Raw genomic sequence first — 16,346 nt, 5'->3', positions numbered from 1 at the left:
TTCGCGGGCTAGGCCGCGCGGGTGAGTACGACAGAGCGCTCCGCGGCCGGAAAGGGCCGCGGAGCGCGCTCTGGTGGGAGGTTTGCGCCGGTGCGCGGTCGGGTGCGCCGGGGTCAGGCGGGTTCGCGGAGCAGCGGGGTGGGGGCGAGGCGCAGGGTGAGCCGGGGGAGCAGGTCGGCGACGCGCTGCGGACGGTGGGCGGCGATCCCCGGCGGGGCGGGCGCCAGCGGAACCAGCAGGTCACCGGGTGCGGGCAGCCCCTCGGCGCCGTCCGAGTCGAGGTCGTGATGCAGCCATAGCGTGAGCATGTACAGCTCAGGGACGGACAGCAGGCGCGGCTGGTAGGGCGTGGTCAGCGCCTCGGCCTGCGCCAGGGCCCGCTCGGTCGCGGCGACGTAGGGGCCGCCGCAGAAGCGCGCGAACGTCCAGCCGTCCGCCGTGAGCATCGCCTCGGCGGTCGCCACGGCGCGCTCCCCGCCACGGACCAGGAAACGCCAGCCGGCCAGTCGGGTGTGCGGACTGCTGCCGGCCCGGTTGATGTCGTCCCAGACATGGACGGGCAGCGGGTGGTCGGGGCTGAGCGGGCCCTGGTGGGCGCGCAGCGCGGAGACCGGGGCCTCGCGGACGGCGGAGGGCGAGCCGAGGGCGGCGAGGACGCTGCGCAGGGCGGGCGCAGGGGCAGAGGGAACATGCAGCGGCATGGTGGGTCGCCTCTCACTTCGGAGACACGGTGGAGCGTGGCGGGTGCAAACGACGCTGTCTGCGTGCGGGGTCAGAGCATGGCCGGCCGGGGCTGCGGCCCGGCGAGGTCAGCCGCTGTTGCCCCGGCATCGGTGGAAACACCGCGACTCTGGGCGCCAACTCTCTGCCTCGTAAGCGGAGTTTATACGACGTATGTTCTGAAAGTGTTTCGGCTACCGGCCTTGTGGATTTCCGGCAAGGCGGAATCCAGGCCCGTGCGCGAGGTGTTTTCCGCCGCTTTGTTCCATGCTTTTGTCGTGCCACCTCGTATTACACCGACGACGCGGTAGGCCGGATCTCGTCGGTGTTTCTCACGAGCGAAATGCGGACGGCGATGGCCGCCGAGATATGCCCATGGAAAATGCCAGACGTTGCGCCACTTCGAGCCTATCGGTACCGGCACCCCCCTGAGGCGTTATCGATCAGATTGCCGGGGCATCATCGACCGTAGCGCGAGCCCCGGCGTGTCGGGGACGGCCCCAAGCGGCCCGTGGTCGCGGGCCGTTCACTCGAGGAGGGACCCTTCGATGGGGGAGAAGGTCGCCGCGGACGGGATCGACCTGGCGGACCGGGAGCGTTATCGAAGAAAGCTTCACGAGTGTCTCGAGGGATTGCAGAGGCTCTTGAGGGAGAAGAGGTTCGACCGGCCCAGGAATCTCATGGGTCTGGAGATCGAACTCAATCTTGCCGGTGCCGACGGGCTGCCTCGTATGCTGAACTCTCAAGTTCTTGAGCGCATCGCCAGCGGTGATTTCCAGACCGAACTCGCCCAGTGCAATCTGGAAGTCAACATCCTCCCGCACCGATTGTCCGGAAGCGTCCTGGATCAGCTCGCCGAGGAACTCCGTACGGGGCTTGCCTACGCCGAAAGGAAAGCCCGCGAGGTCGCCGCCAGAATCGTGATGATCGGCATTCTGCCGACCCTGCACGCCACCGACCTCACGGCCGCCAGCCTCTCCGAGAACGACCGCTATGTGCTGCTCAACGACCAGATGCGGTCGGCCCGAGGTGAGGACTTCGCACTCGACATCCAAGGCGTCGAGCACCTGGTCTCCCGTTCGTCCTCCATCGCGCCCGAAGCCGCCTGCACCTCCGTCCAGCTGCACCTCCAGGTGACACCGGGCCGCTTCGCCGCCATCTGGAACGCGGCACAGGCCATCGCCGCGGTGCAGGTGGCGGTCGGCGCCAACTCACCGTTCCTCTTCGGCCGTGAGCTGTGGCGCGAGTCGCGGCCGCCGGCCTTCCAGCAGGCCACCGACACCCGCGCACCCGAACTGCAGGCGCAAGGAGTACGGCCCCGCACCTGGTTCGGCGAGCGCTGGATCGACTCCGCGTACGACCTCTTCGAGGAGAATCTGCGCTACTTCCCGCCGCTGCTGCCGGTGTGCGGCCCGCAGGAGCCGCTGCGGGTCCTCGACGCGGGCGGGGTGCCCGACCTGGCCGAACTGGTGCTGCACAACGGCACGATCTACCGCTGGAACCGCCCCGTCTACGCGGTCGCCGACGGCGTCGCCCACCTCAGGGTCGAGAACCGGGTGCTGCCGGCCGGCCCCACCGTCACCGACGTCATCGCCAACACCGCCTTCTACTACGGACTGGTGCGGGCACTGGCCGAGGAACCGCGCCCCGTCTGGTCGCGGCTGCCGTTCGCCGCCGCGGCCCGCAATTTCGACACCGCCTGCCGGTACGGCATCGACGCCACCGTGCACTGGCCACGTCCCGGGCGGGCCGGCGCCCTCACCGAGATCCCGGCCGTACGGCTCGTACGCAAGGAACTGCTGCCGCTGGCGGCGCGCGGGCTGGATGCCTGGGGGGTGGAACCGGCCGACCGCGACCACTACCTGGGCATCATCGAGGAGCGCTGCCGGCGCCGGGTGAACGGGGCGTCCTGGCAGGCCGCGGCCTTCCACCACGCGCGCCGCCAGGGACTGGACCGGCACGCCGCGCTCGCCGCGATGACCCGTCGCTACAGCGAACTGATGCACACCGGGGAACCGGTGCACACCTGGCCGGTGGCCTGGGCGGTCGGCGAGCGGACCACCGTACCGGGACCGCGGCAGGCGGCGACGGAGGGGGCGTAGCGGGGGCGGGAGAGGGCCATCGAGGCAATCCGGACCGCCGTGCGGGCCATGGAGTCACCCGCCCACGGCCTGCTCAGCGCGGTCCTTTGCTGCCCGCCGCCATGATGGCCTTGAGGATCACCTGGTGGATCTGTGACGGATCGTCGACGCGGTGCGCCGAGCCACCGGTCGGCGCCGCGATGCGGTCCAGGGCCGATTTGTCGGCCTCGGAGCCGATCGCGATGGCGATCAGCGGCACCGGCCGCTTCGGGTCGGCGAGTTTCTCCAGCTTGCCGACCAGGGAGTCGAGGCCGATGCCGCTGGAGTCGTCGTTGGCGCCGTCGGTGACGATGACCAGCGCGTTGAACTTCCCGCTCGCATACGCCCCGCAGGCTTCCTCGTACGCCGCGAGCGTGGTGTCGTACAGACCGGTGGCGCCACCGGGCACGGGGGCCAGCGAGCCGAACGCGGCGGCGAGCGCGTCACGGTGGGTGGTGCCGTCCTTGTCCCGGTCGCCGAGGCGGTTGGTGAGCGACAGCTCCACATAGTCCTTGTCGCCGTCCAGGTAGGTGGCGAACTTCCACAGCCCGATCTCGTCCTCGGGCGTGAAGGTGGCCAGCGCCTGGAGCAGGGAATTCTTGGCGAGGTCCATCCGGGACTGGCCGCCCCGGTCCGGGACCGGGTTGGCCATCGAGGCCGAGGCATCCACGACCGTGGTGAGCCGGGCGCTTTGCACCGTGACCGTCCACATGCCCAGCAGCGCCTGGAGCTCCTTGACCGACGGCGGATCGGCGGGGTCGGCGGAGTACGGCTGGGGCTCGCCCCCGCCGGCCGCGTCCACCACCTCGCTGTCCGGCCTGCCGTTGTCGGTCCGGAAGCCGTGCTCGCGCAGCGCGCGCTGCCCGTCGGGCTCGCTCAGCAGCGTCAGGAAGCGGTTGGCGGCGCGGGTTTGTTCAGGGGTGATTTCATCGTCGTCGACCAGGGTGTACGGGTAGTCGAGCTGGGCGGTGCCGTCCTGGGGGTAGAACAGATCGAGATCCGGGCCGCCGTCCTCACCGGTGTTGTGGGCGTACGCGGCCTGCTCGGACAGCAGCAGCGCCTGGTTGCGGCGCGGATTGCCCTGCTCCGCACCGGAATCGTCGCGCGGCAGGGTGGCCAGCACCTGCCCGTCGCCGTCCGCGACCCGCTGGTAGAGCAGTTTCGCCGTGGCCGCGGTGCGGGTGTCGGCCTCGTCGCCGTCCTTGGCGTTGGCGGCGTTGATACGGGCGAGGGCGAGCAGGCCGGTGGCGCTGCGGGCCGGGTCGGCGACGCCCAGGCGCAGTGCGTCATCGGTCGTCGCGGCGTCGGTCAGCTCGGTCCAGGTGTAGGTCTTCTTCGGCCAGCCCAGCGCCTTGGCGGCCTCGGGGACGGCACCCAGCGCGATCGGTGACGAGGCGATGGTGCCTGCGGTGGTCAACGGGGTGCCGCTCCCCGCGTCGACCCGGTCCACCCACAGGCTCGAATCCGGTATCCAGACCTGGAATTCGGGGTCGACGGGCCGCTGTCCGAAGGCGTCGGCGATCTCGTGGGCGGGCCGCGGGGTGATCTTGACGTCCAGGCACCGGCCGTCGGTGCGGGCGGCGCCCTCGCGGGCCGTCTTGGCCACCGCGTCGAGAGCAGGGGCGATATCGGGGGAGGCGGCCACATCGAGCCGCACCGACTGGCCGTCACACGGCTCGCCGAAGGGGAGCAGATCGCTGCGCAGTGCCACCACGGAGCCCGCGGCGACGGCGAGGACGAGGCCGGTGGAGACGGCGATGGTGCGACGACGGGCACCGGGACGGGACCCCGTGCTCGCCGGTGTCGAGCCATCGGGCAAGCTGTGTCGTCCCATTGCGGTAGCGCCTCGCCGTCTCGGAGCTCGATCGGGATTCGATGGGGAGAGGGGAGAACGCGCCACGTGGATGGCGCCCGTCCCCGGCCTGTCGCGCGCGATCTTCGTACCTGCTGTCGAGACCCTAGCGGGGCGGTGGTGGCGAAGAGGCGGTAACGCGGAAGTGGAGGAAGCCGTGCAGTCGGATGCAAGTCCCGTGGCCGATGCGGACGTTCCAGGTCAAGGAACGGGTGCCGGGAAGGGCGCGGGGGTGGCCGAGGAGCCGTCCCGGAGCGTCTTGCGGAGCGAGACGCTGATCGTCCTGGCCCTTTCGCTGGGGGCCAGCGCGCTCTCGGCGCTGATCAGCTTCATCGGGTCGGTGACCAAGCCCGGCGGCCTCAAGGACCAGGCGGCGACGCTGAATGCCTCGCATGCGCCCGGCCGGCCCTGGCTGGATCTCGCCTGGCAGCTGTTCGGTATCGCGACCGCCCTGGTGCCCGTCGCGCTGGTGGCGCATCTGCTGCTGCGCGAGGCGCCCGCCGGGCAGAGGGGGCCCGGACTGCGCGCGATCGGTTTCGACCGGCGGCGGCCGGGCTTCGACCTGGGCCGCGGCACCGCGCTGGCGGCGGTCATCGGCGGCAGCGGGCTGCTGCTCTATCTGGGCGCGCGGGCGGCCGGATTCAATCTGACGGTGGTCCCCGAGGCGCTGCCCGAGGTGTGGTGGAAGATCCCGGTGCTGGTCGCCTCCGCGGTGCAGAACGCCGTCCTGGAGGAGGTCATCGTCGTCGGGTATCTGCTGCGCAGACTGGGGCAGTTGGGCTGGTCGCCGATGGCGGCGCTCGCGGCCAGTTCGCTGCTGCGCGGTTCCTACCACCTCTACCAGGGCATCGGCGGCTTCTTCGGCAACATGGTGATGGGCGTGATCTTCGTGCTGCTCTACCGGCGATGGGGGCGGGTCGGGCCGCTGGTCGCCGCGCATGCCCTCATCGACACCGTGGCGTTCGTCGGCTATGCGCTGCTCGCGGGGCGGGTGGGCTGGCTGCCGACGGCATAAGACGGGCGAGGCGCGGGACGCCGCTTGTGCGTACCGCGCCTCCTGGGCCCTGTGGTGGCCGGGGCCGGTTCAGTCGGTGGCCAGCAGCTCGCCGTCGATGACCGTGACCGCCGAGCCGGTCAGCAGCGTACGGTCGCCGCGCAGTTCGGTCCGTACGAAGCCGGTACGGGCGCCGCCCTGGAGGCCGACCAGTGTGTCGCGGCCCAGCCGGGCCGACCAGAACGGGGCGAGCGCGGTGTGCGCGCTGCCCGTCACCGGGTCCTCGTCGATGCCCAAACCCGGGAAGAAGCAGCGCGAGACGAAGTCATAGCCGCCGTCGGGGGTTTCGGCGCGCGCGGTGGCGATCACACCGCGGCCGCCGTGCCCGGCCAGCGCCCTGAGGTCCGGGGACAGGGCCCGTACGGTCTTCTCGTCGGCCAGCTCCACCAGCAGATCGCCGACATAGGGGCCGGTGTCGTATGTGGAGCGGATCTCGGCGCCCAGCGCGTCCGCCACGACCGGCGGCACCTCGACGGGTGTCAGCGGCGCGGTGGGGAAGTCCATGGTGATCGCCCCGCCGTCGTCGGCCGTGGTGATCAGCACCCCGCTGCGGGTGCGGAAGCGGACCGTGCCGGTGGCCGTCCCGGTGGTGTGCAGGACGTGCGCGGTGGCCAAAGTGGCATGCCCGCACATGTTCACCTCGGCGGCCGGGGTGAGCCAGCGCAGCGCCCAGTCGGCGTCTCCGCCCTCGGGCAGCGGGTGCGCGAAGGCGGTCTCGGAGAGGTTGACCTCCGTGGCGACCTGCTGGAGCCAGGCCGTATCGGGGAAGGTGTCGGAGTCCAGGAGTACGACTCCCGCGGGGTTGCCGGTGAACGGACGCTCACTGAAGGCGTCGACGATGCGAATCCTCATGGCCGTGAGCGTAGAGGTGCCACAGAGCCACAGGCCAAGGCCAATTGCAGGAAATTGGCCATGGATTGAGGGTGTGGTCATCGGCGGACGGGCCTGATGCCCGGCGACACCACGGGCCGCGCCGGCTCGTCGGTGGGCTCGTGCGCGCGGTCGCCGAGGATCTGCCGTTGCTCCGCGATTCGATTCAGGGCCTTGCTTCGACGAACAGTCCCGATATATCGTTGAAGCATCGCGATCGATCAATGAGAGATGAGAGAGAAGGAGGACGCGTCATGCGTTCCCAAGGGCACGATCACGGACATGAGCGTCGGCATGAGCAGTGCGGACCCGGGCGCCATGGCGGCCACGGCGACTTCGCGGGCGGCTGGGAGCGGCGGCGCGCGGCCTTCGGCCCGTTCGGCCCGCCTTTCGGGGGTCCGCCCTTCGGTGGCGGCCGGGGGCGCGGCGGACCGCGCGGCCGGGCGCGTCGCGGCGATGTGCGCGCCTCGATCCTGGCGCTGCTCAAGGACCGTCCGATGCACGGCTACGAAATGATCCAGGAGATCGCCGAGCGCAGCGGCGGGGCGTGGAAGCCCAGTCCCGGCTCGGTCTATCCGACCCTGCAACTCCTCGAGGACGAGGGGCTGATCGCCAGCGCCAGTGAGGGCGGCAAGAAGCTGTTCTCGCTGACCGACGCCGGGCGCGCCGAGGCCGACAGCGGCTCGGACGCCCCCTGGGAGGACGCCGGCCGCGGTGTCGACTGGGAGGCGATGAACGAGATCCGCAAGGCGGGCGGCGGCCTGGTGGAGGCGTTCCGGCAGGTGTGGGCCACCGGCAGTCCCGAGCAGCGGGAGAAGGCCATGGCGGTGGTCAACAAGGCCCGCAAGGAGCTGTATCTGATCCTCGCCGAAGAGGACTGAGTGAGGGGTGAGTGAGGGGGAATGCGGTGGTGAGCGGCCTCCGGGGGGCCGCAATGAGCGGTGGCTCCCGGAGGGTCAGGCGACCAGGCCGGCGAGCTTGCGCAGCGATTCGTTGAGCGCGGCGCTCGCCGAGTCCTTGAGTTTGCCGGCCATCAGCGAGACCGCGGCGCCGGTGAACGCCCCGTCGATCCGTACCGCCGTCGCCTCATCGTCCGGTGTGAGCTCGTAGCGCATCCCCAGGTTGACGCCCATCGGGCCCTTGCCCTCGATGTCGAGCAGCCGGCCGGTCTCCAGCTCCCGCACGGTCCAGGTCACCTCCGCGGGGAAGCCCATCAGCTTCATGTTCTCCTCGTAGGCCGCGCCCACCTCGAGTGTTTCCGGGCCGCCCTTGGGGAAGGTGGTGTGGGTGGCGTTCCACTCCCCGTACGCATCGAAGTCGGTGAGCCGGGCCCAGACCTCTTCGGCCGGTGCCTCGATGCGGGCCTGAGCGGTGACTTCGGCCATGCGATCACCCCTTCGGTGACGGTCCTGGCTGGTGCCGCGGAACGTAGCCGTACGGGGGTGAAGGTTCAATACCGATGACCGTGTATTGCTGATGAGTCGTCAGATTTCTGTGCGGCGCGGTTCGGGGCAGATGGGCGGCGGCGCCCCGCATGTCCGGCCTCCACAGTTCCCCTGTATCTCCTCCCTGAGGAGGAGACGCCGTGCGGGCATGCCCAACCAGCGTTGGATGCGCAAATGCTTCCCGCCGGGGATGCTCCGGCGCTCAGAGGCTGGTGGGGTAGGGGCTGTGCAAAACCGTACTGCGTACAGTGGCGGCGACGGCCCCGCCCAGGAGGACCTCGAAACCCAGGTCACCGTGGAGCTCGCGTCGGTGGTCTCCGCTGCCCGCAGGCGGGCCACCCGCGACGGTGACCGGCAGGTCGACACCGCGCATCTGCTGCACGGCCTGCTGGAATCGGACCCCGCCGTACGCGCCGCCTTCGACGGCGGACCGCAGGTCGCGCGGCTGCTCGGCTACCTCGTACAGCGCAGCATCGGCTACGGACTCGAGTGGCACGGCACCGTCGAGGACTCCGGCGCGGTCCCCATGGTCACCGAGGGCGGCGTCCCCGGCTGGTCGCCGGCCGCGGCCGCCGCCATGGACGGCGCCCTCGACCGCGCGCACGCCCGCTACGCCACCCGCGCCGGCTGCCTCGATCTGCTCGCCGCCCTGGTGGACGACCCCGAATCCCGGGCCGTCGAGGTCCTGCGTCGGGCCTCCGTCGACACCGCCCCGCTCGCCGCCCGCCTGGACGGGGAGCGCCCCGGCCAGGACTGACAGGGGTATCGGGGGTGGCACTGCTGACCGCGGCTGTCATCATGACCCGATGCACGCGTCTTCGGGGAGCCCGGCAGGTCCATCGACCGGCCCGGGCCAGGGAACTCCAGGGTCGGGGACCCAGGCACCGGCCACCGTCGGGGCGAGCCGCAAGGGCGCGCCCCGGGGACGTGGCGCCGGCCTCGGCATCGCCCTGCTCTCCGCGCTCGCGTTCGGCGGTTCGGGCGTCGCCGCCAAGCCCCTGATCGCGGCCGGCCTCGAACCGCTGCATGTCACCTGGCTGCGGGTGGTCGGCGCCGCGCTGGTGATGCTCCCGATCGCCTGGCGCCACCGCGATCTGCCGCGCCGCCGGCCCGCGCTGCTCGCCGGCTTCGGGCTGCTCGCCGTCGCCGGCGTACAGGCCTGCTACTTCGCCGCGATCTCCCGTATCCCCGTCGGTGTCGCGCTGCTCATCGAATATCTGGCGCCCGCCCTCGTCCTGGGCTGGGTCCGGTTCGTCCAGAAGCGACCGGTCACCCGTGCCGCGGCGGTCGGCGTCGTGCTGGCCGTCGGCGGCTTGGCCTGCGTCGTGGAGGTCTGGTCCGGGCTGAGCTTCGACGCCATCGGCCTCGCCCTCGCGCTCGGCGCGGCCTGCTGCCAGGTCGGCTACTTCGTGCTCTCCGACCATGGCAGCGACGGCGATGACCAGGTGGACCCGCTCGGCGTGATCGCCTACGGCCTGCTGATCGGCGCCGTCGTACTCACCGTCATCGCCCGCCCCTGGGGCATGGAGTGGTCGGTGCTGGGCGGCAGTGCGGAGATGAACGGGACCCGGGTGCCCGCCGCCGCGCTGCTCGCCTGGATCGTGCTGATCTCCACGGTGGCCGCCTACCTCACCGGAGTGGTGTCGATACGCCGGCTCTCGCCACAGGTGGCCGGGGTGGTCGCCTGTCTGGAGGCGGTCATCGCGACGGTCCTGGCCTGGGTGCTGCTCGGTGAGCACCTCTTCGCACCGCAGATCGTGGGCGGGGCGGTGGTGTTGATCGGCGCCTTCATCGCGCAGTCGGCCAAGCCGAAGGCGACGGAGACGGTCGTGGTGGCGGCTGCCGGTACGGGGACGATGGACGCCGAGGGAGCGAGTTCCCCTGGTGGCGCCGCATCCCCCGGTGGAGCCGCGGCCCGCTCCGGGGACGACTTGTCGGCCGGATCGTGTACCACGTAGGGTGACGATCATGCATTCGACCGTATTGCCCCCTCCCGCCGCGTAAGGCGGGCGGCGGCCTCCGAGGAAACCCCGGCTCGGGCAGGTTCCCGAGCCGGTCGTCGCTGCCTGCACACGGGATCACGCGACCATTCCACGGCGCACCGCGCCGTCCTGGATTTCCCGGAGCACACCTCCCATGCATGCCACTTCTTCCTCCGCCCTGCCCGTGGGCCGGGGGCTTGTGTACGTGACGTTCGCCGCGACCGCCTGGGGTACCGCCGGCGCGGCCGCCGCCCTCCTCTACCGAGACAGCGGACTCGGCCCGATCTCCCTCACCTTCTGGCGCACCTTCGGCGGCCTGGTGCTCCTGCTCGCCGTACGGGCGGTGCTCCGCCGCCGGACGGGCGCCGCGGCCGTCCCCGCCCCGTACGAGCCGATGCGCCGGCGTGTGCTGCGCATCGCCGTGACCGGCGTCGCCCTCGCCGTCTTCCAGGCCGCGTACTTCGCCGCCGTCGAAGCCACCGGTCTGGCCGTGGGCACCGTCGTCACCATGGGGGCGGGTCCCGTCCTGATCGCCATCGGAGCGCGCGTGACGATGGGTGAACGGCTCGGCGCGGGCGGGGTCCTGGCCGTCGGCGGGGCGCTGGCCGGGCTGGCGATCCTGGTCCTCGGCGGGGCCGGAGCCACCACGGTCCGTCCCGCCGGCATCGGCTACGCCCTGCTGTCCGCGGCCGGTTGTGCCGTGATGACGCTGGCCACCCGGCGGCTGGGCAAGGGCGGCGGCAGTGATCAGTACGCCTCGACCGTCAGCGCGTTCGCGGTCGGTGCGCTGTGCCTGCTGCCGCTCGCGGCGATGCAGGGGCTGTGGCCCCAGGCGCACGAGCTGGGTCGCAGCCTCTGGCTGATGGGTTATATCGCGGCGGTGCCGACGGCGCTGGCCTACGGGCTCTACTTCGCGGGGCTGGCGGTCGTGCGCGCCGCGACCGCCTCCGTGATCTCGCTGATCGAGCCGGTGTCGGCCGCGGCCATCGCGGTGCTGTTCCTCGGGGAGCGGCTGACGATGGCCACGGCGACCGGCACCGGTGTCCTGCTGACGGCCGTGGCCGCACTGGCGGTCACGGAGGCGCGCGGGGCGGTGGCGGCCGCCCGGGCGACGGCGCCGGTGGCGAGCTGAGGGCGGGTGCCCGGCCGGCTGTGTCGGCCGGGCACCCACCAGGCGGTCCGGGCCGTTGTGGCCATCGGGCCAAGGGGCCGTTCAGTGGGGCCGTTCAGGACGGGGGCGTCCCTGTGGAGGTACCGGCGGCCGCCAGGCGGCGCTGCTGGTGGCTGCGGGCCGCCGCATCACCGGGGCCGTCGCGCTGGGCGAGGCGCTCCGAGACACGCTGCTGGACCGCCTCGCTCCGCTTGCCGCCGTACTTGAACTTGGCGCGGACCTCCCGCACTTCGAGGCGTAGACCACGGATGCCGGACAGCAGCCGCCCGTACGGTGCCTCGCCCGCGGCGACCGGCGCCGAGCCGCCGTCCGGCTGGAAGTGGCCCATCTGGCGCTGCAACAGCGCCGCCTTGGCCTCCGGGTCGTCCACGACATGGGCGGTGCAGGTCAGCTGGACCGCGGCGTAGAAGCTGGTGGGGACGCCGTGCTCGGGCGGCTGGTCCTCGGTCGCCTGCCAGGGGCCGGGGACGAAGGTGTAGTCGTCCACCACGCTCAGCAGCACCGTCGGCCGGTCCTCCAGCGCGCCCCAGAGGGGGTTGGGGCGGGCCAGGTGGGTGACGGCCTCGCGGCGGGCGGGGTCGTAGGCGAAGTGCAGCGGCTGCACCATCGGCGGTTCGCCGGGCAGGCCGTTGACGGCCAGCTGGCCGAAGTCGTGGGCCGCGAGCCAGTGTTGCCACTCGGTGTCGTCGGTGGGTGCGTCCCAGGGGTGGATCAGCACGGTGGCTCCTCAGCGGGCGGAGAGGTACGCCGGCTCGGGGGTGCCGGGGGCCAGGTCGTCGGAGGGTATGGGGGCGCCGTACACCGGTGCCACGGGAAGGACGCCGCTCCAGTACGGCAGCGCGAGATCCTCCGGCTCCTCGCTGGGGCCGCCGGTGCGGATCTTGGCGGAGACCTCGCGCAGGTCGAGGCGGATCACGGCGGTGGCGGCCAGTTCCTTGGCGTTGCCGGGGCGGGAGTCCGCGGCGCGGCCGGGCACGACGTGATCGACGAGGGCATCGAGCGCGGCCGTCTTCTCCTCGTCGTCGGTGACCTGGTAGGCGGTGCCGTGCACCACGACGCAGCGGTAGTTGATGGAGTGGTGGAAAGCGGACTTGGCCAGCACCAGACCGTCGACGTGGGTGACGGTGACACAGACCTCGAGGCCGGGGTCCGGTGCCTGACCGGCCATCCGCAGCGGGCGGGAACCGGTCGAACCGTGCAGATAGAGGCGGTCGCCGACCCGGCCGTAGAGCGTCGGCAGGACGACCGGGGAACCGTCGCGGACGAAGCCCAGATGGCACACATAGCCCGCGTCGAGGATCGCGTGCACCGTCTCGTGGTCGTAGGTGGCGCGTTCTCGGGCGCGGGTGGGGGTCGTGCGGTCGGTCGGTGCGTACGACTCGGCGCGGGCCATTGCCATCTCCATTGCACTAGTGCATAATCAAGTTTGTGCTAGGAGAGTATCGGATCGAAGGGCGGCGCGCATCGGAGATTGCCGCCAGTGTCGAGCGAGCCGTCGGTGCGGGCGAGCTCCAACCAGGCGAAGTCCTGCCCCCGCTAAGGGAGTTGGCCGTCTACCTCGAGGTCAATCCGAATACGGTCGCGGCCGCGTACCGCACGCTCCGTGACCGAGGGGTGATCGAGACGGCGGGCCGGCGCGGCAGCCGGGTGCGCCCCCGTCCTCCGACCACGTCACGCGAGGCGTTGCGGGTGGAGGCGCCGCCGGGCGTCCGGGATGCCTCCGACGGCAACCCCGATCCCGCCCTGCTGCCCCCGCTCGAACGGGCGCTGGCCGAGGCCGCTGCGCGCAGCGCGCGGCGCCCCGTGCTCTATGGCGCGTCGGCCGTGGGCGACGATCTGGCGGCGCTGGCCCGCTCGGCCTTCGCCGCCGACGGTGTGGCAGAGGGGCCGATCGCCGTCACCAGCGGTTCACTGGACGCCATAGAGCGGGTGCTCGCCGCCCATCTGCGGCCCGGCGACACGGTGGCGGTCGAGGATCCCGGGTGGGGCAGCCTGCTCGATCTCATCCCGGCCCTCGGGCTGCGTCCCGCACCGGTCGGCGTGGACGAGGAAGGCCCGCTGCCCGAGCAGTTGGCGCGCGCGCTCCAGGACGGCGCCCGGGCCGCCGTCGTCACCGACCGGGCGCAGAACCCTACCGGAGCCGCCGTCAGCCGGGACCGCGCCACCGAACTCCGCACGCTCCTTGCCGGATATCCCGGCGTACTCCTCATCGAGGACGACCACGGCCACGGCATCGTCGACCTTCCGCTGCATCCGCTCTCCGGCGTCACCGACCACTGGGCCCTGGTCCGCTCGACGGCCAAGGCCTACGGCCCGGATCTGCGCCTCGCGGTGCTCACCGGTGACCCCGTGACCGTCGACCGGGTGCGGGGCCGCCAGCTTCTGGGCCCCGGCTGGGTCAGCCATCTGCTCCAGGATGCTGTCGCCCATCTGTGGCGGACCTCCGCGATCGACCCCGAGGAGGTGGCCGGAGCGTACGGCCGGCGCCGGGATGCGCTGATACGGGCACTGGCGGAGCGCGGAGTGCGTGCCCGAGGCCGCAGCGGGATGAACGTCTGGGTACCGGTCCCGGACGAGACCGGCACGGTCGCCCGACTCCTGCACTCCGGCTGGGCGGTGGCTCCCGGCGCCCGCTTCCGGATGCACTCCCCACCGGGCGTGCGCATCACCGTCTCCGGCCTCTCCGACGACGACATAGCCCCCATTGCCGACGCCGTCGCCGCGGCAACGGGGGTGGGGGAGGCGCGGCGGTACGAGTGAGAGGTGCGAGAGAGGTCTGAGTGAGGGGTCTGAGTGAGAGGTCCGAGTGAGAGGTCCGAGTGAGAGGTCCGAGTGAGGGGGAATTGGGGCGGGGTCGAGGGAGCCACGGGGCCTGGGGCATGGGACCCAGGTCCAGCGGTCGCCTGGGCCGGTGGGTGCGGTGGCGGCGGGGACCCTCGCCGATGAGGGCTCAGTCGCTGTAGCTCTGGAACCAGTGGGTTTCGACGTAACGGGCTACGGAGTGAGGGAGCGTCCGGTCGGTGAGCAGGCGGTAGACGTACTCGGTGGTGGAGCCGTCGAAGCGGCTCCATTCGCCCTCCTCGCAGCATGCGAGAAGAGGCCACGTGTCGGGGTCCGGGCCCTCGGTCAGCCAGAAGAACTCGTCCGCCTGCTCGGTGAATGCCCATCGCAGCAGCCCGCCCGGCGCGGGAAACGGCTGGTACGGCTTCCACATCGAGTACCCGTCCGTTCTCGCCCACCCGGCGATACGTAGCGCGTCCCCGACGAGATCGCTCTCCTCGGACGGCAAACCGGGCACTGCGAGATCGATGAAGCCGTCGAACGCCCCGTAACCGAAGATCTCCACCATGTCCTTGTAGTCGGCGGGCAGGCCGCAGCCCAGCCGGGCCTCCACCGCCACCCAGTCGACGGTGTACTCCCGGTCGGCCCGGTGGCCGGTCAAGGCGATCAGCCGGTCCAGCCACGTGGTGTCCTGGGGCAGACCGTCGGCCACCGGCGCGGGCCGGGTGGCGATGATCAGCACCACTCGCCGGCCCTCGCCCGTGTCGATCTCTCCACAGCCGATCCAACTGCCGCCCAGGATCCAGGCACGCATCTCCAGGACCGCGGTCCCGAACGGCCGAAGGAGTGGCAGCCCACGCTGTTCGGTGACCGTCGGATCGATGAAACCCCCGGTGGCGAGATTGCGCGGTGAGCCGTACCGGTCGGAGAGCGTTTCGACGAGCGGAGGGAGCGTCATTTCGGCCGAGCCCATACGGCAGATGTGTCCGGCTCCGTGCCCGCGCACGGAGCACTGCAACTCTTGTCGTGGGGGCCAGGCCAGGGAGTGCACCGAGTCCAGCAGCGTTTCTTCCTTCACGAGGCACAGTGAAGCGCACAACAGTGACAACCCCCGAGCCCGGGCTCGGGGGTCTGGACCTGGATCTCGGGCTGGACCTGGGGTTGGACCTGGGGCTGGATCTGCGGCCGGGGCCCCGGTGCGGCCGTCAGTCGGTGGCCGCTCCGGGCCGCGCGGGCGACGGGCCGGCGGAGCGCGGCTTGCTCTGGGTGAGTGCGGCGCCGGCCAGGACGATCAGCGCGCCGACCGGGGTGTTCCAGCTCAGTTGTTCGTCCAGGACGGCGACTCCGGCCGCGGTGGCGATCACGGGAATGAAGTAGGTGACCATCTGGGCGGTGGTGGGGCCGATCTCGGCGACCAGTCCGTACTGGAGGAGGAAGGCGAGGCCGGTGCCCAGTGCGCCGAGGGCGAAGACGGCGAGCAGCGGGACGAGCGGGTAGCTGGTCGGTGCGGTGGTGAACAGGGGGGTCACCAAGGCCAGTTGGACGGTGGCGAGCAGCAGCTGGGTGCCGGACATGGACAGATGGGAGTGCGGGGCGCCCGCCAGGGTGCGGCGGACGTAGATCCAGCCGATGGGGTAGCTGAGCGAGGCACCGAGCGCCATCGCGGTGCCGGCCAGATCCGTACCGGCGAAGCCCTGCCAGGCGCCGAGCACGGTGAGCACGCCCAGGAACCCGATGCCGAGCCCCGCGACCCGGCGCCGGGTGGGGCGGTCCTCGGAGAGTGCGACGACCGACAGCGCCATGCCCCAGAGCGGGGAGGTGGCGTTGCAGATGCCGGCCAGCGTGGAGGGGATGGTCAGCTCGGAGTAGGCGAACAGGGAGAACGGCAGCGCGTTGAGGAAGAACGCGGCGACGGCGAGGTGACCCCAGGTGCGGGCCGAGCGCGGCAGCCGCTCACGCTTGATCACGAGCATGGTCAGCAGTACCAGCGCACCGAACGCCACCCGGCCCAGCGTGACCTGTAGCGGCGCGAAGCCGTGCGTGCCCACCTTGATGAAGAGAAAGCTGAAGCCCCAGACCAGGCAGAGGGCGGCGAAGCGGATCGGCCAGCCGAGGGCGCGCCCGCGCCGCGCCGTCCCGCTGCCGGGGCCGGGGGCGGCGGAGGCCGGAGTGGCCGGAGGGGTCGTGCCGACGATCTTCGGACCCGCGGCGATGGCCGTGCGGGGCGACGGCGAGTTCGCGGGGTTCGTGCTGGGGGCGGAGGCGGTGGGTGCGCCGGCGGCGGTGCTCATGGCGTCCACGATGCTGTGTACAACTTCGTAGCACAAGCGAGTTTTTGTGCGTGGTATCGC

15 protein-coding genes are annotated in these 16,346 nt (G+C 71.7%); 7 read left to right on the top strand and 8 right to left on the bottom strand.

Features of this window, described 5'->3' with window-relative positions; genetic code table 11:
• Positions 1 to 113: 113 nt before the first annotated feature.
• Positions 114 to 701: a hypothetical protein gene (locus tag KI385_RS07215; RefSeq protein ID WP_238571385.1), complete on the bottom strand. Its 588-nt coding sequence runs from the start codon at positions 699 to 701 to the stop codon at positions 114 to 116.
• Positions 702 to 1,268: 567 nt separating this feature from the next.
• Between KI385_RS07215 and KI385_RS07210 the strand changes: the two genes are divergently transcribed.
• Positions 1,269 to 2,822: a glutamate-cysteine ligase family protein gene (locus tag KI385_RS07210; protein ID WP_238571384.1), complete on the top strand. Its 1,554-nt coding sequence runs from the start codon at positions 1,269 to 1,271 to the stop codon at positions 2,820 to 2,822.
• A 73-nt stretch (positions 2,823 to 2,895) separates the two neighbouring features.
• Here KI385_RS07210 and KI385_RS07205 read toward each other — a convergent pair whose 3' ends face one another.
• The gene (locus KI385_RS07205; protein WP_238571383.1) at positions 2,896 to 4,674 is read right to left on the bottom strand and encodes a substrate-binding and VWA domain-containing protein; all 1,779 of its coding nucleotides are present in this window, start codon (positions 4,672 to 4,674) and stop codon (positions 2,896 to 2,898) included.
• A 175-nt stretch (positions 4,675 to 4,849) separates the two neighbouring features.
• Here KI385_RS07205 and KI385_RS07200 point away from each other — a divergent pair, with 175 nt between their 5' ends.
• Entirely contained in the window at positions 4,850 to 5,707 is an 858-nt protein-coding gene (locus KI385_RS07200) for a CPBP family intramembrane glutamic endopeptidase (protein ID WP_238571382.1), read from the top strand.
• A gap of 69 nt (positions 5,708 to 5,776) precedes the next feature.
• On the opposite strand, the gene KI385_RS07195 is transcribed toward KI385_RS07200, so the two are convergent.
• Complete coding sequence (locus KI385_RS07195; protein ID WP_238571381.1) at positions 5,777 to 6,598, bottom strand: PhzF family phenazine biosynthesis protein; 822 nt, start codon at positions 6,596 to 6,598, stop codon at positions 5,777 to 5,779.
• 272 nt (positions 6,599 to 6,870) lie between these two features.
• On the opposite strand from KI385_RS07195, the gene KI385_RS07190 reads away from it, so the two are divergent.
• Positions 6,871 to 7,497: a PadR family transcriptional regulator gene (locus KI385_RS07190; RefSeq protein WP_238571380.1), complete on the top strand. Its 627-nt coding sequence runs from the start codon at positions 6,871 to 6,873 to the stop codon at positions 7,495 to 7,497.
• Between the two features lie 75 nt (positions 7,498 to 7,572).
• Here the strand turns inward: KI385_RS07190 and KI385_RS07185 are convergent, their stop codons facing one another.
• Entirely contained in the window at positions 7,573 to 8,001 is a 429-nt protein-coding gene (locus KI385_RS07185) for a type II toxin-antitoxin system Rv0910 family toxin (protein ID WP_238571379.1), read from the bottom strand.
• Positions 8,002 to 8,287: 286 nt separating this feature from the next.
• On the opposite strand from KI385_RS07185, the gene KI385_RS07180 reads away from it, so the two are divergent.
• The 3 genes from KI385_RS07180 to KI385_RS07170 all read left to right on the top strand — a co-directional run bounded on the left by KI385_RS07180 (position 8,288) and on the right by KI385_RS07170 (position 11,175).
• Positions 8,288 to 8,818 (top strand): Clp protease N-terminal domain-containing protein, encoded by a 531-nt coding sequence (locus KI385_RS07180; RefSeq protein ID WP_238571378.1) that lies wholly within the window; start codon positions 8,288 to 8,290, stop codon positions 8,816 to 8,818.
• Positions 8,819 to 8,867: 49 nt separating this feature from the next.
• A complete protein-coding gene (locus KI385_RS07175) occupies positions 8,868 to 10,019 on the top strand; it encodes an EamA family transporter (protein ID WP_238571377.1) in 1,152 nt (383 codons plus the stop codon).
• A gap of 178 nt (positions 10,020 to 10,197) precedes the next feature.
• Positions 10,198 to 11,175: a DMT family transporter gene (locus KI385_RS07170; RefSeq protein WP_238571376.1), complete on the top strand. Its 978-nt coding sequence runs from the start codon at positions 10,198 to 10,200 to the stop codon at positions 11,173 to 11,175.
• A 94-nt stretch (positions 11,176 to 11,269) separates the two neighbouring features.
• On the opposite strand, the gene KI385_RS07165 is transcribed toward KI385_RS07170, so the two are convergent.
• Both KI385_RS07165 and KI385_RS07160 read right to left on the bottom strand, forming a co-directional pair.
• On the bottom strand, positions 11,270 to 11,932 hold the full coding sequence (locus tag KI385_RS07165) for an FMN-binding negative transcriptional regulator (protein ID WP_238571375.1): 663 nt from the start codon (positions 11,930 to 11,932) through the stop codon (positions 11,270 to 11,272).
• Between the two features lie 9 nt (positions 11,933 to 11,941).
• On the bottom strand, positions 11,942 to 12,619 hold the full coding sequence (locus tag KI385_RS07160; RefSeq protein ID WP_425356881.1) for a pyridoxamine 5'-phosphate oxidase family protein: 678 nt from the start codon (positions 12,617 to 12,619) through the stop codon (positions 11,942 to 11,944).
• 23 nt (positions 12,620 to 12,642) lie between these two features.
• Between KI385_RS07160 and KI385_RS07155 the strand changes: the two genes are divergently transcribed.
• The gene (locus tag KI385_RS07155) at positions 12,643 to 13,974 is read left to right on the top strand and encodes an aminotransferase class I/II-fold pyridoxal phosphate-dependent enzyme (RefSeq protein ID WP_238571374.1); all 1,332 of its coding nucleotides are present in this window, start codon (positions 12,643 to 12,645) and stop codon (positions 13,972 to 13,974) included.
• Positions 13,975 to 14,164: 190 nt separating this feature from the next.
• Here the strand turns inward: KI385_RS07155 and KI385_RS07150 are convergent, their stop codons facing one another.
• Both KI385_RS07150 and KI385_RS07145 read right to left on the bottom strand, forming a co-directional pair.
• Positions 14,165 to 15,073, bottom strand: a complete 909-nt coding sequence (locus KI385_RS07150) for an SMI1/KNR4 family protein (protein ID WP_238571373.1) — start codon at positions 15,071 to 15,073, stop codon at positions 14,165 to 14,167.
• Positions 15,074 to 15,200: 127 nt separating this feature from the next.
• Complete coding sequence (locus KI385_RS07145; RefSeq protein ID WP_238571372.1) at positions 15,201 to 16,286, bottom strand: DMT family transporter; 1,086 nt, start codon at positions 16,284 to 16,286, stop codon at positions 15,201 to 15,203.
• Between the last annotated feature and the right edge of the window lie 60 nt (positions 16,287 to 16,346).

Origin of the sequence: Streptomyces inhibens (assembly GCF_022221585.1) — a bacterium.
Classification (GTDB): Bacteria; Actinomycetota; Actinomycetes; order Streptomycetales; family Streptomycetaceae; genus Streptomyces; species Streptomyces inhibens.
The sequence above is the reverse complement of the archived record's forward strand: the minus strand, read 5'-3'. Positions and strand labels throughout refer to the sequence as shown.